Annotated in this window: 18 protein-coding genes and 1 riboswitch; of the genes, 10 read left to right on the top strand and 8 right to left on the bottom strand. The window is 49.0% G+C overall.

The genetic code is table 11. The features are described 5' to 3' along the window. Positions 1–166: 166 nt before the first annotated feature. Positions 167–1591, bottom strand: a complete 1425-nt coding sequence (locus IV54_RS08605; protein ID WP_057878957.1) for a DHA2 family efflux MFS transporter permease subunit — start codon at positions 1589–1591, stop codon at positions 167–169. Between the two features lie 134 nt (positions 1592–1725). Continuing rightward, a complete protein-coding gene (locus IV54_RS08600) occupies positions 1726–3240 on the bottom strand; it encodes an ABC-F family ATP-binding cassette domain-containing protein (RefSeq protein ID WP_057878956.1) in 1515 nt (504 codons plus the stop codon). A gap of 368 nt (positions 3241–3608) precedes the next feature. Here IV54_RS08600 and nrdI point away from each other — a divergent pair, with 368 nt between their 5' ends. Next, positions 3609–4082, top strand: coding sequence for a class Ib ribonucleoside-diphosphate reductase assembly flavoprotein NrdI (nrdI, locus tag IV54_RS08595; protein WP_057878955.1), 474 nt, complete (start codon positions 3609–3611; stop codon positions 4080–4082). Then, complete coding sequence (locus IV54_RS08590; RefSeq protein ID WP_057878954.1) at positions 4075–4836, top strand: nitroreductase family protein; 762 nt, start codon at positions 4075–4077, stop codon at positions 4834–4836. The genes nrdI and IV54_RS08590 overlap by 8 nt, the downstream gene beginning before the upstream one ends. A gap of 130 nt (positions 4837–4966) precedes the next feature. On the opposite strand, the gene IV54_RS08585 is transcribed toward IV54_RS08590, so the two are convergent. Then, positions 4967–6145, bottom strand: coding sequence for an MDR family MFS transporter (locus tag IV54_RS08585; RefSeq protein ID WP_057878953.1), 1179 nt, complete (start codon positions 6143–6145; stop codon positions 4967–4969). 237 nt (positions 6146–6382) lie between these two features. On the opposite strand from IV54_RS08585, the gene IV54_RS08580 reads away from it, so the two are divergent. Next, positions 6383–6610, top strand: coding sequence for a heavy-metal-associated domain-containing protein (locus IV54_RS08580; RefSeq protein ID WP_057878952.1), 228 nt, complete (start codon positions 6383–6385; stop codon positions 6608–6610). A 29-nt stretch (positions 6611–6639) separates the two neighbouring features. Then, positions 6640–7203 (top strand): Dps family protein, encoded by a 564-nt coding sequence (locus IV54_RS08575; protein WP_057878951.1) that lies wholly within the window; start codon positions 6640–6642, stop codon positions 7201–7203. Positions 7204–7305: 102 nt separating this feature from the next. Here IV54_RS08575 and IV54_RS08570 read toward each other — a convergent pair whose 3' ends face one another. Beyond that, entirely contained in the window at positions 7306–8283 is a 978-nt protein-coding gene (locus tag IV54_RS08570; protein WP_057878950.1) for a LacI family DNA-binding transcriptional regulator, read from the bottom strand. 182 nt (positions 8284–8465) lie between these two features. Between IV54_RS08570 and IV54_RS08565 the strand changes: the two genes are divergently transcribed. The 3 genes from IV54_RS08565 (at position 8466) to IV54_RS08555 (ending at position 14947) form a co-directional block, all read left to right on the top strand. Continuing rightward, complete coding sequence (locus IV54_RS08565) at positions 8466–9896, top strand: SLC45 family MFS transporter (RefSeq protein WP_057878949.1); 1431 nt, start codon at positions 8466–8468, stop codon at positions 9894–9896. 31 nt (positions 9897–9927) lie between these two features. Beyond that, complete coding sequence (locus IV54_RS08560; RefSeq protein ID WP_057878948.1) at positions 9928–12237, top strand: glycoside hydrolase family 31 protein; 2310 nt, start codon at positions 9928–9930, stop codon at positions 12235–12237. 808 nt (positions 12238–13045) lie between these two features. Continuing rightward, complete coding sequence (locus tag IV54_RS08555) at positions 13046–14947, top strand: heavy metal translocating P-type ATPase (RefSeq protein ID WP_057878947.1); 1902 nt, start codon at positions 13046–13048, stop codon at positions 14945–14947. 80 nt (positions 14948–15027) lie between these two features. On the opposite strand, the gene IV54_RS08550 is transcribed toward IV54_RS08555, so the two are convergent. After that, a complete protein-coding gene (locus tag IV54_RS08550; protein WP_057878946.1) occupies positions 15028–15840 on the bottom strand; it encodes an Ig-like domain-containing protein in 813 nt (270 codons plus the stop codon). Between the two features lie 572 nt (positions 15841–16412). On the opposite strand from IV54_RS08550, the gene zwf reads away from it, so the two are divergent. Next, positions 16413–17900 carry a glucose-6-phosphate dehydrogenase gene (gene zwf / locus IV54_RS08545; RefSeq protein WP_057878945.1) on the top strand — a complete coding sequence of 496 codons (1488 nt, stop codon included), beginning with the start codon at positions 16413–16415 and terminating at the stop codon, positions 17898–17900. 314 nt (positions 17901–18214) lie between these two features. Then, positions 18215–19654 carry an NADP-dependent phosphogluconate dehydrogenase gene (gene gndA, locus IV54_RS08540; RefSeq protein ID WP_057878944.1) on the top strand — a complete coding sequence of 480 codons (1440 nt, stop codon included), beginning with the start codon at positions 18215–18217 and terminating at the stop codon, positions 19652–19654. A gap of 73 nt (positions 19655–19727) precedes the next feature. Here the strand turns inward: gndA and IV54_RS08535 are convergent, their stop codons facing one another. Next, on the bottom strand, positions 19728–19991 hold the full coding sequence (locus tag IV54_RS08535) for a hypothetical protein (RefSeq protein WP_057878943.1): 264 nt from the start codon (positions 19989–19991) through the stop codon (positions 19728–19730). A gap of 253 nt (positions 19992–20244) precedes the next feature. Here IV54_RS08535 and IV54_RS08530 point away from each other — a divergent pair, with 253 nt between their 5' ends. Further along, positions 20245–20592: a hypothetical protein gene (locus IV54_RS08530; RefSeq protein WP_057878942.1), complete on the top strand. Its 348-nt coding sequence runs from the start codon at positions 20245–20247 to the stop codon at positions 20590–20592. 88 nt (positions 20593–20680) lie between these two features. Here the strand turns inward: IV54_RS08530 and IV54_RS08525 are convergent, their stop codons facing one another. Then, a complete protein-coding gene (locus IV54_RS08525; RefSeq protein WP_057878941.1) occupies positions 20681–21244 on the bottom strand; it encodes a peroxiredoxin in 564 nt (187 codons plus the stop codon). Positions 21245–21445: 201 nt separating this feature from the next. Further along, positions 21446–21614, top strand: a riboswitch (M-box (ykoK) riboswitch). A gap of 737 nt (positions 21615–22351) precedes the next feature. Further along, positions 22352–23638 carry a dicarboxylate/amino acid:cation symporter gene (locus IV54_RS08520; protein WP_057878940.1) on the bottom strand — a complete coding sequence of 429 codons (1287 nt, stop codon included), beginning with the start codon at positions 23636–23638 and terminating at the stop codon, positions 22352–22354. Positions 23639–23892: the final 254 nt, after the last annotated feature.

The following is a 23892-nucleotide window of genomic DNA, read 5'->3' as shown; positions in this document are numbered from 1 at the left end:
AATGGCATACAATTCGTTCGTTAACAAAGTATTTTCGATTATAGCACAATGGCGCGTGAGATTCAGGTCAGATTCCCCTTTCTGTAACCAAACCATTCACCTACCATTTTCTGAAAACAAAGGGACCTCAGCTGATCAGCCGAGGTCCCTTGAATTTAAATTTAAATTACTGCTCCTGCTTAGGCAAACGAAGTGCTAAGAGGAAACCGACAAACGCCATGATAAACGTAAAGTAGAAGCCATAATGTGCCCCATTAACGAAGGCTGCGGCCCGATTACCAGCACCGTAAGCAACTTGTCCGATACCTAACAGACTCGTCGCAATCGCTGTAGAAATGGCCCCAACAATTTGTTGGAAGGTATTCATAATCGCACTACCATCACCCGCAAGTGGCCCCGTTAAGGCGTTCAACCCATGAGTTTGCGATGGCGACATAGCCAGTGGTGCCCCAATCATCAAGACGACATGGGCCAAGATAATGTACCAGATGGCACTACTCGTCGTGGTAAGGGCCAACAAGACAGCCCCAACCATCGAGATGATGAAGCCCAAACGAACTGGCGTCCGTGCCCCGATCCGGTCATATAAACGGCCGGCAGCGGCGGAGACGAGGGCATTCACAATCCCACCAGGAAGCATGATGATCCCAGTCAAGGCCACGGGAATCAAGACCCCTTTTTGAATGTACATAGGTAACAAATACATCGCAGAGAGAATAATCCCGAAGTTAATCATGACCAGACTGGCCCCAATCCGGAAACCAGGAATAGCAAAGGCTCGCAAGTTTAGAATTGGCTTTTCCATATTTAATTGCCGATGCGTGTACCAGGCCAGACCGACGAGCCCAACGAGTAGACTCCCAATAACGGGTAGTGAGACCCAACCGTTGTCACTGGCCAGACTAACGCCCATAACCAGGCTCCCAAACCCAATCGTGGATAACACAATTGAGAGAAAATCAACCTTAGGCCGGGTAACTGGCGCCACATTTTTCAGTGACGTGACGGCAAAGATGAAGGCAATCACCAAAAATGGCACAAACAGCCAGAAGATCCACCGCCAAGAAGCAATCCCGAGAACCAGACCAGCTAATGTTGGCCCCACAGCGGGAGCAAACATAACAACCAGACTAACCATCCCCATGGCCGCCCCTAGCTTATAGGGTGGGAAGATCTCCATGGCCACCGTAAACATCAGTGGCAGGATCAACCCATTGGCAACCCCTTGAATCATCCGTCCGAAAAGTAACACGCCAAAACCTGGCGCGGAAGCCGAAATAACGGCCCCAACAGCAAAGGCCACTAACGCAAACAGGATAACCTGCCGGGTCGTGAACCATTTCGTAATAATACTGGATAGTGGTAAAACCACACCAACCATCAACATATACCCCGTAACCAACCACTGAATCGTCGCAGTAGACACGTTGAGCTGGGTCATAAGTTGGGGTAAAGCAATATTCAAAGATGTTTCAGAAAACATCCCAACAAATCCTCCGATGAGCATCCCCATCATGGCAAGCGTCGGGTGCGCCACAGGTACTCTGGCCTGTTGCGCCCCATTAGCTTGGCTATTTTGTACTGAATCCATTTGTTTTCACACTCTCTTTCAAATAATCACACAATGGATTACTCTACCAGAAAAAAAGAAACTTCGTAAGCGATCCCGCTCAAAAAGTTTCTAAAAGAAGAACTATTCTCATTTTTAACTCGTCACTGCCAGAATTAGCCGCGTTGGGCCGCCGCAATCTGGTCGCGCAGTTCCCGCAACCGTTTCGTATCTAACTCCGGTGCCATCATCAACTGATCATATTCAAACTGCAGTCGAGGCAGATCCGAAGCCGGAACCCCCTTGGCACTGTGCGCAGGGTCCCGTAACGCTTGGTCCTGCAGCACCACCGTGCGTGTAGCCACCTTCTGGCGAAAGGCCTGGTCGTGAGCCACGAAGAGCACTGTCCCCGGATAACCCACGAGGAAGTCCTCCAGAGCTTGTAGGGCCGGTAAATCCAGATAGTTCGTGGGTTCATCTAGAACCAAGAGATTGCTGGCACTCACCAAAATCCCCAGGAGCTGTAACTTCACCCGTTCACCCCCACTGAGATCGCCGATGGGCCGGTCATAAAATGTCGCCGTCAGGCCAAAGGCCCCCATGATCTGCCGAGTACGGTTCCGGTCAAGGGTCGTGGCGCGACTAAGAAATCCCCAGACCGTTTGATCGGCGGGCAACTGGGTCATGTCCTGATGGAAATACCCCACCCGAGCACTGGGAGCTAGACGCGTCTGATCCGCGTGGTTCAACACCGCAGTAATCAGTGTCGTCTTCCCACTCCCGTTAGGCCCACTCAGGGCGACCCGTTCGCCGGGCTTAATCCGCAACCGAACGTGACTGGCCAGGTCATGCTTGCCATGAGTCAAATGCAGGTCATCCACGGTAATCAAGTACTTCCCCGTTACTGGTGGCAAGTCGGTCGCCAGTAATTTAACCGGTGCGGCCTCATGGGGCTTAACCGTCGTCGTTTGACGATTGGCCCGGTCCTGTAAGGCCCGAGCACCCCGCTCCATCTTACCGGCATTTTGTTCCCGAATTGAACGCGTGTTACTCCGTTCGGCCGGTGTCAATCGACGACCACCCTTACGGACCCGGGCGGCCTTCTCATGGCGCGCTTGGACCGCCTGTTGGAGCTCACGACGTTCTCGTTGTTCCCGATGATACTGCGACAGGGTGTTATCCCGTGTCTGTTGCCGGACGCTCATGAAGTGGATGTAATCCCCGTTATATTGCGTGTATTGTTGATTCTCGAGCGACCAAATCTGCGTCGCCACCGCCGTTAACAGGTCCCGGTCATGGGAAATCACAATCAAGAGGCCCGGGTAGTGCAAGAGCTGTTGTTGTAGCCAGTCCTGATGACGGTCATCCAAGTTGGCTGAAGGTTCATCCAAAATCAGAATGGCTGGATGCTGGCTCAGGGCGCGGCGAACGCGATCCAGCATGCTTTGCCCCCCGGATCGGCCGACAACCGGCGCAATCTGGGGCACCAACTGAACGCTCTCGCTCACGGCGCGAGTCCCCTCGAAGTCGGTATCAGCACCCGTGATGATGCGGGCCAAGGTGGTTTTCCCACCCCCATTAGCCCCGATAATACCAACGCGATCGCCAGTTTGTGCCGTTAAGCGTTCGGCTGTAAAAAGTGTTTCACCAGCAACTATTTTCGTTAAATTTGTTAAGGTTATTTGTGTCAAAAGATCGTCCCCCTTTTGAAAGCAGGGATTGATGGCACCGCACAAAAAAGTGGTCGCGTTTCCCAATTGGAAACGGCGCCCACCGGTTGCTTTTGCAACTCAGTCGGCGTAACCATCAATCCCAAATGCAGGCCCACTCCACCCCTAGACTCGTGGGATGGTGCTGACAAACAGTTGAGAATTGATTAGTTACGCATCGGCTGAATACCTCGTTCTTTCTTAAAGTAGCCTTAGAATAGCATATTGCCCAAATTTTGACAAGTCTCCTCCCAGATGTCAGAAATTAGCGAGTCATTCTTAAGAGCATTTCACCCGCGATCCGAGTACACTGATAGTAATTGTAAATTTTGAAAGCGGAGGAAAATTTTATGCAGCCATTACGCGTTTTATACATTTCAATTGAGGGCAACACCCGGAACTTTGTAGAAAATCTCACGGCCTTCGCCGCCAAACAACACGAAAGCAACTCAGAATTACCAACGATTGAAGCCACCGAAATCAGCGAAGCCAGTGACTTTGTCGACGAAACTCAGCCTTACTTCTGCTTCGTTCCCACCTATCTTGATGGCGGGAACGGTATCGACAACGGCGTTAAGGAACTCATGACCAATGTCCTGGGTGAATATATTGCCTACAACCAGAACGCCCAGCACCTGATTGGGGTCGTGGGTAGCGGCAACCGGAACTTCAATGAGCAATACTGTCTGACCGCAAAGCGTTACGCCCAAAAGTTTGATGCCCCCTTCATTGCCAACTATGAACTTCGCGGAGTTCCCCGCGATGAACAACGGGTTTACGACGCTCTCGTTGCCCGTATGAAGGCGGTGATGGCCGATGACTAATCCCACGATTGCAACCCTAATGGCGCACCGCAGTATTCGTCACTTCACCGCAGAAAAACTGACGCCCACTGAGATTGCGACCCTGATTACGGCGGCCCAACACGCGGCCACCAGCACCTTTTCCCAACAGGTCAGCATTATTAGCGTGACCGATCCCGCCAAGTTGGCCATCCTCGGTGACATCACTGGTCACCATTGGCTCGAAAAGGCTGGCCACTACTTTCTCTTCATCGCCGACCAAGCACGTAATGCCCAGCTGGCGGGGGATTCGGCTACGGCACAGGCAAACCTGCACAGCACCGACAAACTACTGGCGGGCATCTTCGACGCGACGATTGCCATCGAGGCGGTCGTCACGGCTGGTGAAAGTCTGGGACTCGGGAGCACCATCATGGGAAGCGTCCTCAACGATGTCCCGCGTCTCATCCAAACTTTTGATCTGCCTCGCCTCACCTTTCCGGTGCTAGGCTTGGCCATCGGCCATCCAGCGGAACAACCTGAGCAGAAGCCCCGATTGCCCCAAGAACTCATGCATTTTACCAATACGTACCGACCTTTAGATCCTGCCGATCCCCAACTAGTAGCTTACGATCGCACCATTACCAGCTACTATCAGCAAAGGGGTAGCCACCAGCGTGAAGAAACCTACACCCACCACATTCTCACGGAATTTTCCCGTGATCCCCAACAACGAGCTGGTATCACGGCGGCACTCAAACAACAAGGATTTCTCACCGATGTTCCCACTGAGTAAAACCTATGACGACACGGAAGCCTATCTTCTGGGTCTTTTTTGATCGATGGCCTTGACTCAGCGGTCGTGTCTAACGCATTCCACAAAAAAATCCCTCAAACTGGTTCAGCACCAATTCAGGGGAATCTCGTTATTTATTCTGTTCCTTACGTAATCGCATTTGATTATGCCGGTTCCGTAACATGACGGCAGCCAGTGCCACCAACATCACGACTGTTACGGAGAGGAAGAGGGAGTGGTAACTTCCGTATTCGATAATCAACCCACCATATAACGGGCCGACCGCTCGACCAAAGGAAATGGCCATGTTATAGATTCCTTGGAACTTCCCTTTTTCGTTGTCACCGGCCAGCTTGTCAATCCACGCGGGAATTCCCGGGAACCCGGTCATTTCACCCAACGTTAAAACGATCATGGTGACGACGAACATCGCATAGGTCTTAGCAAACACCAGCATTAAGAATGACATGATGAAGACGAACGTGCCGACCCCAATCTGCGAACTCATCTTGAAATAAGTCCCAATTCGGTTGGCTAGTGGTTGCCCAAAGACAATAAGAATCCCATTTAACGTCCAGAGCAAACTATACTTTTCAAAGGAGATCCCAAGGCTGGTCATGTGCACGGAAATCACACTTTCCCAGAGGGAGTACCCCACGTATAGACAGAACACCAAGGCACTGATCATCCAGATCAGCTTCAACTGAGCTGGCTTGGCTGGCCCCTTGGCGTGTTTATGCGTCTTGGTCGCAATATCCATCCGGAAGTCCACGATGAAGATAATCAGCAACGCCGTATAACAGATGCTGGCAGCCATGAAGACCAGGGTAACCCCATGATCCATCAAGTACCCCACCATCAGCGTTCCCAATACCACCCCTAAGTTCATCCCAATATAGAGGTAATTAAAGACCCGGCGACTACCAATCGATTGCACATTGGCCGCGTAAGAGTTCACCACGGTCATCACGATTCCGTCACCCAGGCCAATGAAGAGTAGCATAATCCCGAAGATGGGCCAGCCATGGAAAAAGATTAACAGGAGCATCGGAATGAACGAAATCAACGTTCCCGAGAGTCCTGTCTTAAACGGGGACCAGTTATCAAACAACCAGCCACCCAGCCAATTTCCCAGAATCATACACAGCGACATTCCTAACAGCGCGATCCCTGCAAGCGTCAGAGTTTGATGTAACTCATCATGCATATACACAGTCGTTAATGGCCACATACACGCCGCAGCCGCATTAAGTAACAGGGTTGCTGAGAGGATCCCTGCTAGACTGACTTCCTTGTTGCTTTTCGACATTTACTTTCCCTCACTTATTTTGTCTCATTAATTCTATTGTCTCATACTCATAGATAAACTGAAACTACAACGCTTCAAAATCGCCTTTAAACCGCCATTTTTCGCGATTTTCGATCGCTTTTAAGAGATTTCGAAATATTTGCGCAACTTGATCTGAGTCAAGTATTTTCAAACCGCGACCCCCTATACTAGGTTATGTAATCAAGACAAACGAAAAACCTAAGGAGGTTTTTATTTATGAGTAAAGTAACCATGAAATTAGACGACCTGACCTGCCCATCTTGCATGACCAAGATCGAAGGCGCCCTTAGTAAGAAAGACGGCGTGAAGAACGTCAAGGTGCTCTTCAATGCCAGCAAGATCAAGGCTGAGTTCGATGACGCCACTGTCACCGCTGAAAACCTAGCCGACACCGTCACCGACCTCGGCTACACCGTGAAGAGTTCTAAAGTTAAGGCACTCTAATCCCCTAAATTCGAAAGGAAGTTCATCTAATGACCACAACGACTATGAGTATTGAAGACCGCTACGCTGCCGAACAAGCCCAAACTGAACACGATCACCACGTCCCAACGGCTGGGGCCATGACCAATCACATCCTGGCTAACCTCCACATTTCCATCGTGAAATTCCACCAGGTTCGCTGGTCCATCAAAGGGCCGCTGGCGCTCAGCGTTCGCCAGTTACTCAGTGACTACATTGCCACCTACCGGACACAATTTGATGCCTTAGGTGAACTCCTCTTAGATGAGGGCGAGATTGTCTCGACCACCACGAAAGAATTCCACGACTACAACATGCTGCAAGAGAGTGGCGATAAGAAGTATCTGGCCGCCGAAGACCAAGTCAGTGAACTGGTCCACGATGCCGATACCCACAACCTCTTCATCGACCGGGCGATCAAGCTCGCCGAGAAGGAAGAACGCCCGGCCTTAGCCAGCTTCCTAACCGACTTGCGTGGAACCAACAACCATATCATCCGCGAACTCCAAGCCTTGCTGGGCAATGATGCCCGCGACGGCCTGGACGACGAAGACGATGATGATGACGAAGACTAATCTGTAAATTTTTAAACAGGATCGCTTACACACTGCGAGGTGTGAGCGATCCTGTTTTTTTTACAAAAAGCCCTGCGATCTTCAATGATCGCAGGGCTTTCATTATCTCTCCAATTGTTTAACACTGCCACGTTTCTCAATCTTAACTGGGACAAACGTCTCCACGTCGTGCCCCATAACTTGGTCGACGCTTCGACTCCCGATACGATAGAAGTCTTGCGTCACACTGGTCAAGTCCGGCGTTGTAATATTACAAATGATTGTCCCATCGATACTTACCAACGACAGGTCTTCCGGAACACGAATGCCCACCTCTTGGGCGGCATTCAGAATCCCTGCCGCAATCATGTCACTAGCCGTGATGATTGCCGTGACCTTGAGTGGGAGAAATTCCTGCAAGAGTTTGCGGCCGGACTCATAACTATAGTCCCCGTACTTGATGCAGGAGGTTGTGATGCCGTGGGCCTTTAGCCCCGCCTCATAGCCGGCAATCCGTTGCGTCCCGGTATGGTAACCGTCGATCCCGGCTAAAGCAATCGCCGTGTGCCCCTGTTCGACCAGGTAGTCCACGGCTTGCGACGTGATACTTTCATTATTTGAACTGACCGACAAAATCTTTGGTTGATTTAAGTAGAGGGAAACGAAACAAAATGGAATTCCCGAGTCCTTTAATAGGGTGAGATCCGCATCATCTGGTTCGATGGCGGTCAACAGGATTCCGGAAACGGTCCGCTCCAACGCCGTCACAATGGCCTTGTGGAGCATTTGTGCATCCCGGTTCCCCGCATACAGAATGATGACCCCTTGACCCAACTCACTGGCTCGTTTTTGAATGCCATCGATAACCCCCGTCGAAAAGTTCGTCGGGGTTGCGTTCAAAATCACGGCGATCACTGCTGATCGTTTCTTCACTAACTCGACCGCTGCCGTGTTTTTCCGGTAGCCGAGTTCTTTCGCAATTCGCAAAATTTTAGCCTGGGTCTTTTCGCTGTAAGTGCCGGTTTTCTGGCTCAGCACTCGTGAAACTGTCGCAATTGAGACGCCGGATCTGGCCGCAATATCTTTAATTGTTGGCTTCATCACAACCCCCACTTTCGTTTAGGATATGTCCATTATAGTCTAAATCCGCCAACTTTAACAGCTCATAGCGTAAACGTTTACTTTGGCGTGAATAGGGTATTGTAAACGTTTACGTAAAGTACTACAATGATCTTGTCAAAAGGATTTCTGAAATTATACATACCAAGGGGATGCAATTATTTATGAAACAACAAACAGCACCTGCAGCTAACCCAGTAGGAGATCACAAAGTCACGGCCGCTACCGGCAAAAAGACCGCTTCACTTTCTAACTCACTACCGAATTTACCGTGGAAGACCCTCTTCGCCATCACATTTGGTTTCTGTGGTGTCAACATGGCCTTCTCATTACAATCGTCGCAAATGAGTCGGATTTTCCAAACCATCGGTGCCGACCCGAATAGCTTAGGTTTCTTCTTTATCTTGCCACCATTGGCTGGATTGCTCGTTCAACCACTTGTTGGGAAGTACTCCGACCGGACCTGGAACCGTTTTGGCCGGCGGATGCCTTACCTGTTATTCAGTGCTCCTGTTGCCGCACTGGTCATGATTCTCTTGCCAAATGCCGGGTCATTTGGCTTCGGTTACGGCTCCATGGCCGCCTTGCTCTTCGGGGCAATCGCCATTGCCTTCATGGACCTGTCCAGCAACATCTGTATGCAACCATTCCGGATGATTATCGGGGACATGGTCAACGAAAGCCAAAAGGATAAAGCTTGGTCTTGGCAACAAGCCTTCAGTAACCTTGGTGGGGTGCTTGCCACCTTACTCCCATTCGTTTTAACCTTCTTCGGAGTTGCCAACGTTGCTAAGAAGGGTGTCGTACCCTTATCCGTTCGTTTAGCCTTCTACATCGGTGCCGCTATCCTGTTAGGGATTTCCGCCTACACGATCCACACCGTTAAGGAATACGATCCTGAAACATTTGCTATGTATCACCACATCGATCCCGAATCACACAAGAATACCAAGCCTATCTGGCAATTAATCAAGGAAGCCCCAAAGGCTCTCTGGGAAGTTGCCGTTGTTCAAATGTTCGCTTGGATTGGGATTCAATACATGTGGACTTACACCACTGGTGCTATCGCTCAAAACGTTTGGAACACCACCAACGCCACTTCTGCCGGCTACCAAGCCGCTGGGAACTGGTACGGGATTTTAACTTTCGTTCAATCCATGGCTGCCGTTTTATACGGGTTCCTGGTCTTATCTCACACCAACCCATTCAAGCGTAAGTTCTGGTACCGCTTCGGTATTGGGAGCTTTGCCGTTGGATTAATCTGGGTCTTCTTTATTCACAACCAGTACTTATTAATCCTGCCATTCATCTTAATCGGGATTGGCTTCTTCACGGTCCACGTTGAACCCTTCAACATTTTCACCTCATCACTGGATGGGTCGAATGAAGGGTCTTACATCGGGATCTTTAACGGAACAATTTGTTTACCACAAATCATTGCGTCAGTTGCCAGCTTCTTCGTCTTCAAGTTGGTCGGCAAGTCCATGCCTGGCATGATGTTGGTCGCCGGGATCTCCATGTTAATTGCCGTATTGACGATCAGCGTTATCAAGCAAGACAAGCCACAAAAGGACTTATCCGACGACGCTGCCTAACGGATTTTTAAAGGAAGAGGAGCGAATTTCTATGTCTGAATTACCACAATATAAACAAGCTAATCAAACCGTGACCTTTGACTATCCAGAGCATCCGTTACAAGTAACGGTGCTCACCGATGCCATCGTTCGAATCTTCGAAGACCGCGGTGAAAAGGGTCAATCCTATGCCATTGAGGGCAATAAGGAAACCAAGACGGCTTACACCGTCACGGATGCCGGCGACCACTACGAGGTCAAGACGGCGGCCCTGACCATTAAGTTGGATGCCGACCGTCACGTCGACGCCTACGACCAGAACGGCAACGCCCTGGTCACGGACTACCGTGGCAAGCGTCAATTGCTCGACAAGGGAATCGATAAGGTCCACGAACGCCTGGTTAAGGCTGAAGGCCACTCCGTTTCCAAGTCTACCGTCAGCTCTGACACTGGCTTCTTCGAACTGATCAAGTCTTTGGCCCCCGACGAACACCTCTACGGACTCGGAGATAAGACCGGGTATCTGGACAAGCGTGGCTTCGAATACGACAACTGGAACGCCGACAATCCGCAACCACAACTGGAACACTTTAAGAACCTGTACAAGTCCATCCCTGTTATGTTGGGCTTGAAGAATGGTCACCCGTTCGGTCTATTCTTCGACAACACCTACAAGGCCCACTTCGATATGGGTAAGGAAAATCCTAATTACTACTTCTACTCAGCCGTTGAAGGCAACCTGGACTACTACATCTTAGGTGGTTCTAGCTTGAAGGATGTCGTCACCAACTACACCTACTTAACTGGTCGTGTGCCTTTACCACAAAAGTGGACACTGGGTTACCAACAATCACGTTGGGGCTACAGTGCCAGCCAGAAGCAAGTTCAAGACATTGCCGATGGTTTAAAGAAGTACGACTTACCATGCGATGCTATTCACTTCGACGTCGACTACATGGATGGCTACCGGGTCTTCACTTGGGACAAGAACAAGTTCGAGGGTGACCCTAAGGCCTTCGTAGCGAAGTTAAAGAATCGCGGTATTAAGGTTATTCCAATCATCGATCCCGGTGTTAAGAAGGATCCTGACTACAAGACCTATGCCGAAGGGGTTAAGCACGACTACTTCGTCAAGACGCCAGACAACAAGGTTTATATCAATAAAGTTTGGCCTGGTGACTCCGCCTTCCCTGACTTCGGTCGTCCCGAAGTTCGCAAGTGGTGGGCTAACAACAATAAGTTCTTAACTGACAACGGTGTTGGTGGTGTCTGGATCGACATGAATGAACCCGCAAGCTTCGAGGGTGACATCCCCGACGATACGGTCTTCAGTGACCAAGAAAACCCATCAACTCATAAGAAGATGCACAACGTCTATGGTCACAACATGGCCAAGGCAACCTACACTGGCTTGAAGGAACAACAAGGCCGTCGCCCTTACGTTATCACGCGGGCAGCCTATGCTGGGACTCAGAAGTACGCCACCGTTTGGACAGGTGATAACCGCAGTATCTGGCCACATATCCAAATGATGATCCCTCAAATCTGTAACTTAGGGATGAGTGGTTTCAGCTTCGTCGGCACCGATATTGGGGGCTTTGCCTCAGATACCAACGCCGAACTGTTGACGCGGTGGATTGAAGCCGCAATCTTCAGCCCTCTGCTGCGGAACCACGCGGCCATGGGTACTCGGCACCAAGAACCTTGGAGCTTCGGTGAACCAACCTTGTCGATTTACCGGAAGTACCTGAAGTTGCGTTACCACTTCATTCCATACCTGTACGACTTGTTCGCTCAGGAAAGTCAAAATGGTCTGCCAATCATGCGGCCATTAGTCTTGAACTACGATGACGACCCACGGACTCGCGACTTAAACGACGAATTCATGGTCGGTGACGACATTCTCGTGGCCCCTATCGTTGAAAAGTCCAAGATCAAGCGGTTAGTCTACCTGCCAGCCGGCAAGTGGATTGACTTCTGGAACAACCGCGAATACGATGGCCAACAAGACATCGTCGTGGATGCTCCACTCGACAAGTTGCCACTGTTCATCAAGGCTAACACCCTCTTACCATGGGGTCCTAGCGTCGACCACATCAGCGAAGAACCTGATACGGCTATGACGTTCAAACTCTTCGGTAACGAAGGCACCTATGAACACTACCAAGACGATGGCTTAGACTTCAATTACCAAAACGGTGAGTTTAACCGTTATGAAGTCACCGTCAAGGATGGTGAAGTTGCGGTTAACTTGTTACACCACGGCTTTGAACCAGCCTACCAGACGATTACCGTCGACTTGCCCGACAGCTCTGTTACCTTACATTACGACACAGCTAGCGATGGCTACGTCCTGAAATAAGCTAACCTCATTACCCGTCACAAACCTGTTATTGGTTTGCGGCGGGTTTTATTGTGTCCTGAGCTTGGTCCGCCTACGGCGGGCGGGTGCTCCCAGCCTATGGGGCACGGTTGAAGCCAAAGACCGGTCTTCAACCTCGTCCTCAAGCCCCCAGGATCGGGGTCTCGAAGACGTCCCGTGCTGTAAGGCCGGAAACCCACCGCCCTAACACCACCGACACAGGCTTCCGCACCCGCCCGCCGAAGGCTAAGATTGCGGACTAATTTAAACCAACATCAAACATATTCAGTGTTTAATTCAATGCTCCATATAACTATATTGGAACTATCTATATTTTATGGATACGGATAGGGTCCCCTTAACGGTTTCACCTGACGAATGCTTGTCATTTCTAACTGACCGCTATCTAATTTAAGACAAGTCTCATTCTCAGTAAGAGGGAAACAGGAAACCTGTAACAACTTTCTTAATTTCAGCCGTTGTCGCCATAGCCGGAGGAGACCAGGGGCGTAGTCCTGTGTCGGAGCTGTTTGACCGGTGACTTTCCGGTCTTACAGCCCGGGACGTCTTTAAGACTCACGGTTTGGGTGAGGTTTAAAGCGAGGGTGAAGACCGCCCTTCGGCTTCACCCGTGCCCCACAGGACGAAGCTTCTGGTCACCGCAGGCGACCCAAAACAAAATGATCTTTCAATTAAATTCGCCAACTTGATTCACATCAAGTTAATCATCCCCCGTCGCAGGCATAATAGAGACATAAACAAGGACGAAACAATTTAATCACTTAGTTAAAGAAAGGATCGCTCACTTATGGCATTTCAACGTTATATCTACTCTCACACGAATCCAATTACCTTCTGGTCGGCCGGACTCATCATTGTCGGCTTCCTAAACACCTGGTTCACTCACGTTCCTTATGTAACCGATACGGCGTGGATCATCGCCTCGATTATTGCCGCAACCCCTATTGTTCTCCGAGCTATCAGTGCTCTACGCGCCAAGGTCTTCAGTATTGAACTCCTGGTCGGCATCGCCGTTATTGGGGCCTTCGCCATTGGTGAATTTGAGGAATCGGCCATCGTCACCTTCCTCTTTCTCTTCGGGTCTTACCTCGAACAAAAGACGTTGGCCAAGACGCGTGGTGCTATCCAGTCCCTCACTGAAATGGCCCCAACCACGGCACTTCTGGTCGGCGACGACGGCGCAACTGAAGAAGTCGACGTTGATGACCTTGAAGAAGGCAATGTCGTTTTAGTTAAGGCCGGTGGCCAAGTGCCCGTCGATGGGAAAGTCGTCGATGGTTCTGGCTACGTAAACGAATCATCCATCACCGGTGAATCTCGCCCCTTAAACAAGCACAACGGGGATAGCGTCTACTCCGGTGCTATCGTCGAAAGTGGCACGCTACAAGTCGAAGCCACTCAAGTTGGAGACGAAACGACCTTCTCTAAGATTATCGAACTGGTCGAAGAAGCCCAAGATACCAAGTCACCTGCCGAAAAGTTTATTGATAAATTTGCCCAGTACTACACGCCAGCTGTCCTGGTGATTGCCATTCTCGTCTTCACTTTCTCCCAAAACCTCCGGCTCGCCATCACGGTTCTGGTTCTCGGATGCCCTGGTGCCCTGGTGATTGGGGCCCCCGTTTCCAACGTCGCCGGTATCGGTAATGGCGCGAAGAACGGGATCCTCATCAAAGGTGGGGACGTCGTGGATAGCCTAGCCAAGGTTGATACACTTGTTTTTGACAAGACTGGGACTCTGACAACCGGTAAGATGGACGTCGCTAGCCTCAAGCGTTACACTGCTGACGACCAACTCTTAGGCGCCGTCGCTCAGGTCGAACAGACCTCTGATCACCCCTTAGCCACCGCTATTAGCCAGCATTTAGCCGCACACGTCGCCGCCAATGCCAGCAAGATGACTACTGACACCATCAAGGGACGTGGGATGGTCGGTCAGTGGCACGATAACCCTCTCTACGTCGGCAACGCTGCCCTCTTAAAGGACAATGGGATCGACCTAACTGCCACTCAACTCACTGACCTCCATACCCTGCAAGACGACGGCCAATCAACGGTCCTCGTCGGTTACCAAGGTCAATTGGCCGCCATCCTCGGCGTTGCTGACACGGTTCGCCCAGAAGTACCAGCTGCTTTAGCCGCCCTCAAGCGTCAAGGCATCAAGCACCTGGTGATGTTAACTGGTGACAACCAAGCCACAGCTCAGGCCGTTGCCGAATCCCTAGGAATCGATGAAGTTCACGCCGACCTTCTGCCAAGTGACAAGGTCACCTTCGTTAAGAAGTTCCAAGATATGGGACGTAACGTCGCCTTCGTTGGGGATGGGATTAACGACAGTCCTTCCTTAGCCACCGCCAACATCGGAATTGCCATGGGTGGTGGGACCGACGTTGCCATCGAAACAGCCGATGTAGTCCTGATGCAATCCAGCTTCACCGCCTTGAACCATGCGATTGGCTTAGCTAAGAAGACCTCGGCCAACACCAAGGAGAATATCTTCATCGCGATTGCCACAGTCGTCTTCCTGCTAATTGGATTAGTCTACGGTTACATCTACATGGCTAGTGGGATGTTCGTTCACGAGGCCTCAATCCTCGTCGTTATTTTCAACGCTATGCGGTTAATTGGTTACCGGCCACGGTTGAACAAACCCACCCCGGAACCTGTTCAACAACTCGCTACAAATTAACAGCCTAACAAAAAAGTACCGCTCATCATCACTGACGAGCGGTACTTTTACTATTAGCTATTTTATAAGAACGGGGTTGTTTACTTCTTAGCAAACGTCCACTTAGCAGCTGGCGCAACGCCGGCCTTAGTGGAGATAACCTTGTTCTTAGAGTTAACGATCTTGAACTTCTTAGCTGAAGTGAACCGTAAGTAAACGGTCTTCTTGCTCTTAGAGTTCTTAGGGGCGTAAGTAATCTTCCAGAACGTTGGGGTCTTAGCAGAAACACTGTAAGTTGCGTAAGATGTTAAGGTCTTAACCTTCTTACCATTCTTGTAAAGGTATTGGTTTAAACCAGTCTTTTGGCTAAACTTCCAAACTTGAGAATACTTGTTAGCCGTGTTGGACTTCCAAGTACCCGTTGGGGTCTTAACCGTAAACTTAGCGGCGCTCTTCTTTGCCGTCGTGGTCTTCTTGGTAGTCGTCTTCTTCGTGGACTTCTTGATTGTCTTCTTAGAAGTTGTCTTCTTAGTAGCGGCTGCGGTAGCCTTCTTGGCTTCAACGCGGATGATCCGGTAGAAGGACGTCTTGGACTTCGTTGCGTAGACGTAAACGTTACTGTTCTTCTTCAAAGACTTGGCTAACTTAACCGTGTACTTACCGGTCTTGCTAGAAGCCTTAGCGCTACCTAAGTTCTTCTTGGCATTCTTAGTTGCCTTGATGGTAATCTTCGAGCCCTTTGTGGCCTTCCCCGTTACCTTCTTGGAAGAACTGTAAATTGCGTTGACACTCAAACTAGGTCCAACATGTGCGGCGTGTGCCGTCACAACAGAGTTAACTGCCGTAGCTGGAACAACAGCCCCTACTGTTGCCAATGTTACTAACCCAGTCAAAGCCACCATAAATTTTTTCATTGTTTTTCCTGACCCCTTAGTTGTCCGACGGAAGCCCGCCAGAACAGTATTTTCTAACCGACTGTTAGTATACCAGAAATCCCTGGAAACGGTTCAGATCCGCCATCAAATTTATCGTTTTTTAATAACACTTAAAATTAACCTTATATAAAATCTTCAATAGTCAACGTTACCCCCGTTTGTGGCCTTGATTAGCGAGTCATTCTTCGTTACTTCTAATGATGATTCTGCTAAACTGTCCGTGACAGCGATTTCATTGATCGATAACCGCGAAACCTGTTTTCATGGTCAATTCGACCAAATTATTTTGTTTTCATAAAATACGAAAATTGCTGTAAGCGTTGTTCTCGCTGCATTGCAACCGGTTGTCTTAATTTTAATTTCTTGCTTTAAAACGGTCGCGTTTCACTGAGAACTAGCGTATAATGAGTTTCAGAAGTGGTCTAGACACACCGTCTGGACAAATCACGGATCCCGGCACCGGCACTGACCCGGGAGAGCAACGCGTGCACCGCCGATTTTCTTTGACAGACACACTAACGGATTTTATAAATTTAAGGAGTGACGATCTCTTGGCAACTGAACGCAAAGCTGTATTCTTATTCTTCGGGGGTACCGGTGACTTAGCTTACCGGAAGCTCTATCCAAGTCTCTTTAACTTGTACCGTAAAGGTAACTTACGGTCCCATTTCGCTGTAGTTGGGACTTCACGGCAAAAGATGGACAACGAAAAGTTCCGCGAAGCCATCAAAAAGTCTTTAGCAGATAGCGGTAACCGGACTGACTCCAAAGAAGCCACCGATTTTGTTTCCCACTTCTACTACCAAGACCATGATGTGACCGATGCGGCCCACTACTCCGTCTTGAAGGAACTTATCGAAAAACTCGATAAGAAGTACAAGGCTGAAGGCCACCGGATTTTCTACCTATCAATGGCGCCTCAATTCTTTGGCACGATTGCCCAAGACTTAAAGACCCAAGGCTTATTGTCCGAAGGCCCAGATGTCTTCAACCGTCTGGTCATCGAAAAGCCATTCGGCCGCGACTACGATTCCGCAAAACAATTAAACGATGCCCTGAGCCAATCCTTTGATGAAAACCAAATCTTCCGGATTGACCACTACTTGGGTAAGGAAATGATTCAAAACATTGAAGCCCTGCGCTTCGGTAACACCTTAGTTGAATCTCTTTGGAACAACCGGTACATCGACAACATCCAAGTAACGTTGTCCGAAAAACTGGGGGTTGAAGAACGGGCCAACTACTACGACAACAGTGGGGCCTTACGTGACATGGTGCAAAACCATATCATGCAAATCGTTTCCCTGTTAGCCATGGAACAACCTGTTGCCTTCACGGATACAGATATCCGAGCTGAAAAGGTCAAGGCTTTACGGAGTCTGCGTGTTTACAACGTTGCCGACGCCGCAACCAACTTCGTTCGTGGCCAATATGGTGCCATCAACGATCAAGCTGACTACCGCCATGAAGACAATGTGCCTCACGACTCAACGACTGAAACTTTCGTTGCCGGGAAGCTCCTCTTTGACAACTACCGTTGGTCAGGGACCCCATTCTACATCCGGACTGGTAAGATGTTAGCCGACAAGTTTACCCGAGTTGACGTCGTCTTCAAGCGCCCACTCGTCGACATCTTTGCCTTTCCACAGAGTAAGAACACGCCATTAGCTGCCAACGTTTTGACGATCTTCGTTGAACCACACGCTGGGTTCTCCTTACAATTAAACGCCAAGACCAATGACACCGGCTTCTCCACGGAACCAATCAAGTTGGACTACCTGGTTGATGCCGAAAAGTCTAAGGAAACGCCAGAACCTTACGAACGTCTGTTGCACGACGTCTTGAAGGGTGACGGGACCAACTTCTCCAGCTGGCCAGAAGTTTCCTACGCTTGGAAGTTCGTGGATCAAATCCGTCGTGTTTGGGACTTACAAGAACCACAATTCCCTAACTACACGCCACATTCTATGGGACCAGCCGCCGCTGAAGAACTCATTCAACGCGACCACCGTGAATGGATCTACCGTTTAAACAAATAGTTTTCTAACCGGCAGGATTGACTAATTAGTCAATCCTGTTTTTATTTACGCGATATTCCTAAACAAGTTTTAACTGGTTGTCCTTTCATCTGAAAAAAGTTTATTTCAGATGAACTTTTGGTCCACGTTTTCGACAGTATTTGGGGTCTTTAGAGCAAGTAAGCGTTTACTAATACTGATAAAAGAAATTTTTTTACAAAAATAAATATTTTTTGAAAAAAAGTAGTCAAAATAGTTTAATTTCCTATTGTTCAATGCTACACTAGGAGATGGAAAATTCGAATCTAATTTCAATCAGAAAAGGAAGGTTTCTAATGGCAGAAAAAGCTAACATTGGTGTTGTTGGTATGGCAGTTATGGGTAAGAACCTTGCCCTTAACATCGAAAGTCGCGGCTACACAGTCGGGATCTTCAACCGTTCCGAAAGCAAGACTAAACAAGTCATGCAAGACCACAGTGAAAAGAAATTAATCCCTAGTTACAATGTAGAAGACTTCGTTAAGTCTTTGGAAACACCTCGTCGGATTCTTTTGATGGTTAAGGCTGGTAAGCCAACCGATGCCGTCATTCAAGAACTCTTACCCCTGCTTGACAAGGGTGACGTGTTAATCGATGGTGGGAACACGAACTTCCACGACACGATTGCACGGAATGCTGAACTGGACAAGTCCGGTATCAACTTCATCGGGATGGGTGTTTCCGGTGGTGAACTGGGTGCCTTACAAGGACCTTCCTTGATGCCTGGTGGCCAAAAGGAAGCTTACGACTTAGTTGCCCCAATCTTGGAACAAATCTCTGCTAAGGCAGAACAAGATGGCAAGCCATGTGTAACGTACATCGGGCCTAACGGTGCCGGTCACTACGTTAAGATGGTCCACAACGGTATCGAATACGGTGATGAAGAGCTGATCGACGAAGCTTACAACATCATGCGTAACGTTGCTGGTATTTCAGTTGATGATATGGCTGACATCTTCAAAGACTGGAACAAGGGCGAACTTGATAGCTACTTGATCGAAATCACCGCTGACATCTTGACTCGTAAAGATGACTTAGGCGACGACAAGAGCAAGCCTATTGTTGACATGATCTTAGACCGTGGGAACAACAAGGGTACTGGTAAGTGGAGTTCAGAAGATGCTTTGAACATTCAAGTACCTCAATCTGTTATCACTGAATCCGTCTACGCTCGTTACATCTCAATGATGAAGGACGAACGTGTGAAGGCTTCTAAGGCTTTACCTGCAGCTGCAAAGCAAGGTAAAGCTGACTTCGGTGACAAGACTGAATTCATCGAAAAGGTTCGTCAAGCCCTCTTCTTCGGTAAGTTGATGAGCTATGCTCAAGGTTTCGAACAACTCCGGATCGCTTCAGAATCTTACGATTGGGATCTCCAATTTGGTCAATTAGCACAAATCTGGCGTGGCGGCTGCATTATCCGGGCCCAATTCCTCCAGAACATTACGGATGCCTTTGACAAGGATCCTAAGTTGACCAACTTGCTGTTCGATGACTACTTCAAGGACATCGCCACTAAGTACCAAGAATCAATCCGCGACGTTGTCTCTGTAGCCGTTCAAGCTGGGATTCCAGTACCAGGTCTGTCTGCATCAATTACCTACTACGACAGCTTCCGTGCTGAAGTCTTGCCAGCTAACTTGCTGCAAGCACAACGGGACTACTTCGGTGCTCACACGTACGAACGTACTGACCGCCCAGGTAACTTCCATTACTCATGGTACGAAGAACAATAAATCTTTAAACCTAAAAAAAGACGCCCTCGCGGCGTCTTTTTTCGTTCATTTAATTCTCGACGTTAATCCCTGTTTATTGCCGCGTGTGGCCCCTGTAAGTTCGACCGGTGAGTTTATCCGTCAATGCCATTTGCAGGGCGTGGAGGCTTTCCCAGTGGTCAATTTCACTGGCTAAACCAGCTTCCCACTCCGACTTCTCGCGACTCTTGGCAATGAAGTGATCCCAATTGGAATCGGCCGTATCGCGGTCTTTCATCTGCCGCCAATGGGTCCACTCATTGAGGTGGTCGGCTAGCACTTGCAGGTCCTTTGGATCTAAGAGTAGTTTTTCAGTCATTGGAAGTTCCTCCTTTTTAGATAAAGCTAATGGTCATCAGTTGATTTTGTTTATAGATATAGTGTAACAAAGTTAATACCCTATGACAATAATTTTCAGAAAAAAGTTGTGACTTACCGACGAAATCCCCGCCGCACCGAAAAAATTTCACCAGTTTACTTTACCCGTGTGTAAAGTGTGCCATAATAAAGGTAGCGCACCGATCGACACGACCGATACCAATTGAAACTTAGACTTTGAGGAGGTCACCATTTTGCAAAACCCAGATTTATCAATCACTGACCTGGATGAACACGCTCAGTCAACCGCATTGACCGACTTCGTCCACTTTTACATTGCGCACTACCGCAAGAACGACTTGGAAATCTTGTCTCAGTATAAGGTGGACTACGTGATGAACGACGTTAACCAGTACCTATACGCTAACCAGTCGTTCAGCCCAGAACAACTCGCTGCTGGGGTGTTGCAGTATAAGCAATCGTCATTCATTGAGATTTTAAAGACTATCGGTCTATCATTTACCGATAATGGTGCCCTGAAGGATAACACTTGGGAAGGCTGGTACACCCAGCAATACGCCAAGGTACAACAAGGGATCTAACTGAGAAGTCCGGTTTGTTTACCGGCCTAAATAAGGGAGGCCCACCGATTAGCGGTGAGCCTCCCTTGCTGTATACTCATTTCAAATTTTAAAGTTTACCCACGAGATCGGTCCCTGGCTTCAGGGTACTTTCACCGGGATGCCAGTTGGCCGGACAGACCCGATCGCCGTGTTCTGCCACGAATTGGGCAGCGGTCAACGTCCGGAGAATCTCTTCAGCGTTCCGGCCAACGCCCATGTCATTGACCGTATAAGAACGAACCCGTCCCGCTTCATCGAGAATAAAGACGCCACGGTAGGCTTGACCCGCCTGTTCGTCTAACACCTCATAGTGCCGAGCGAGAACGCCGGCTGGATCGGCAATCATCGGATAATCTACCTTACCAACCTCGGGGCTTTGCGCGTGCCAAGCCTGGTGAACGAACTCCGTGTCCTCTGAAATACTATAGATTTCAGCATTTAACTTCTGGAAGGCCGCGTAATGATCGGCCAAATCCCCCAATTCGGTTGGACAGACAAAGGAAAAGTCCGCCGGGTAGAAGAACAGGACCGACCAGTGATGCTGCAGGGTATCCGGGGTAATTGGGATAACCTCGCCTGCTTGAAACGCGTTAACTTGAAAGTCGGGTAATGCAGTGCCAATAAAGTTCATAATATTTGCTCCCCTCATTCTAAATAGTCATGGTTCACTCTCAGGATAACCGCTCACTGACCACTAGTCAAGAATCATTCTAAATTAAGCCGGGCTATATAAATATATTTTTAGTTCGTTATTATAATAATCATTCGATTTTCATTAAGCTAAAGGGTTGCAATTGTCATGAAAATCAGTTAAACTGAATTTGTAAGATAAATTAGAAGCTGTTAGGTGAGGCTCCTATACGGAAAATGCTACTGCTCAGAAACGTCGAGAAACGCCAATGAGTCAGCTGTGCAGGTCAAATTAAGGCCTGTTCTAATGTAGCTGTTATGAATCTTTAACTACGCCGTATAGTGCTAAAACTCAACGACTGGCGAATTCTGTACACAAATTGCTTTTTAATTGTGCGCTTAGCCGGTCGTGGCTAAGCGCTTTTAATTTATCACAGTTGTCACTGTCGTTTACTTTAGGAGGTGATTGAACATGACAACGCCACATATTGATGATCCTGGAGCGAGTTATTACTCGCCGGTGGGAAAGTTATTGCCAGTTCACACCTCTTGGTTGACGCTTTGAGGAGACCTGTTCTCTAGCTTTCCCGTGCCCGGACTCCGTAGCTTGATGCGGAGGTTCGACCACTAGACTTTGAACGGAATCGATTAGCTGCCTTTATTCAGCCGCCGTTGGTGTTGCAACCAACCGTATGACGACTGGACTTCTCTGAACTCGTTTGGAGCTAATCGGATTCGGCCACTTAATGGATAACGCAAGCTAGAGTTACATCGTTTTTCTCGGCACTATTCCACTATGATGCACTGACGTGTTAGTCCGAATAGCGTTACAACAACCGTAACCTGCTCTGCCCCTGGGGGAACCCTGAGGTTAGAAGAACTTCCCGTAACTGACGCCGTTTCAACTAGGTTGGTTTTTAATCTCTGACGGTCGATACGACTAACAACCACAATTCTAAATTTATCTGATTACTAGCCGGTCGCCGTGACCCATGGGCTGATGGGAATCACCCCGCAAGCGCGGCAAGCCACTATTAATCGGTTATAGCTATTATCAATTTAAAAATCCCCACAATTCTGGCCAGAATTGTGGGGATTTTTTTCTTATTTATTTGGCGCTGGCCTCTCGCAATTTCGCAAGATAAGCCTGGCTCTTTTCTTCGCTAAATTCATGTTCGGATTTTCCGATAATAACCGTGGCTAGTGAGTTTCCGACCACGTTAACGGCCGTTCGACCCATGTCGACCAACCGGTCAATACCGGCAATGAAGGTCAATCCACTCATTGGCACGCCAATAGTGGAGACCGTTGCCAACAGGACCACGAAGGAGGCCCCTGGGACGCCCGCCATGCCCTTACTGGTAATCATGAGGACCACGAGGAGGGTAATCTGTTGACCGAGGCTCAGGTGGATATGATAAGCCTGAGCGAGGAAGAGGGCTGCCAGCGATTGATAGATCGCGGACCCATCCAGGTTAAATGTATAACCGGTTGGAATCACAAACGAGACAATCCCTTGGCTCACTCCAAACTTGTCCATCTTGTCGATCAGACGGGGTAAGGCGGCTTCAGAACTCGCCGTCGAGAAGGCAAGAACAGCCTCATCCTTGATGACATAGAGTAAATCCTTCAGATGAAAACCAAACATCCGAGCAGCAAGGCCCATGAAGACTACGATGAACAGTGCCATTGTGCCATAGGCTAACACAATAAAGTAGCCTAGCGGTGCTAAGGCCGACAGCCCCATTTGCGCGATGGTCACGCCAATTAAGGCACACACTCCAATTGGGGCAGTATGCATGACCCAGTTGGTTACCCGGAACATGACTTGAGAGACGGCATCTAGGAAGTCGATGATGACCTGACCCTGTTTCCCAATCGCCGCGGTCCCCAGCCCAAAGAAGACGGAGAAGAAAATAATCGGCATCATGTCGCCCTCGGCGAGTGACTTGAAGAAGTTAGTAGGAATAATCCCCATCAGTGTGGCCCAGATGCCAGAATCCTTAGCTGATTTGGCCGATGAGACGTATTGACTGATGTCGGTACTATGTAATTGGTGAATGTCGATAAAGTCCCCTGGGTGGAAGATATTGCCGACCAACAGCCCTAAGGCAATCGCGATGGTCGTCATAATTTCGAAGTACAGAATAGTCTTCCCACCGACCCGGCCGAGCTTCTTGATGTCGCCCATATTGGCAATCCCAACGGTTAGACAAGATACTACGATTGGCAAAACGATCATCTGGATTAACCCGATAAACATGTTCCCAATATTCTGCATGGCTGTGATAGCAATCTTATTTTGATAGAAGATTGAGCCTAGCACAATGCCAAGTACCAACCCAATCAAGATCTGCCACCCCAAACTCAGACGGTAGCTACGATACGTCTTCATAATATTTTCCACCCATTTCCAAGATAGTTTGTTTTTAGGTTCTGTTTTGTCACTAAACTAACGACAAGTACCAGCATAGCACAATGCTCTGGCCCGACCAAGGGCCCAGCAGAACAACTAGAGTTAGCCCTTTACTAATTAACTCGGTCGCAAATTTAGCTTATAAAAAAAGTGGAACCCATCTCTGGATTCCACAAGTCGCGTGGCAACGTCCTATCCTCGCAGGGGGCGATCCCCCAACTACTATCAGCGTG

It is taken from the genome of Levilactobacillus paucivorans, from assembly GCF_001437125.1.
Classification (GTDB): Bacteria; Bacillota; Bacilli; order Lactobacillales; family Lactobacillaceae; genus Levilactobacillus; species Levilactobacillus paucivorans.
This window is presented reverse-complemented; position numbering and strand designations above follow the sequence as displayed.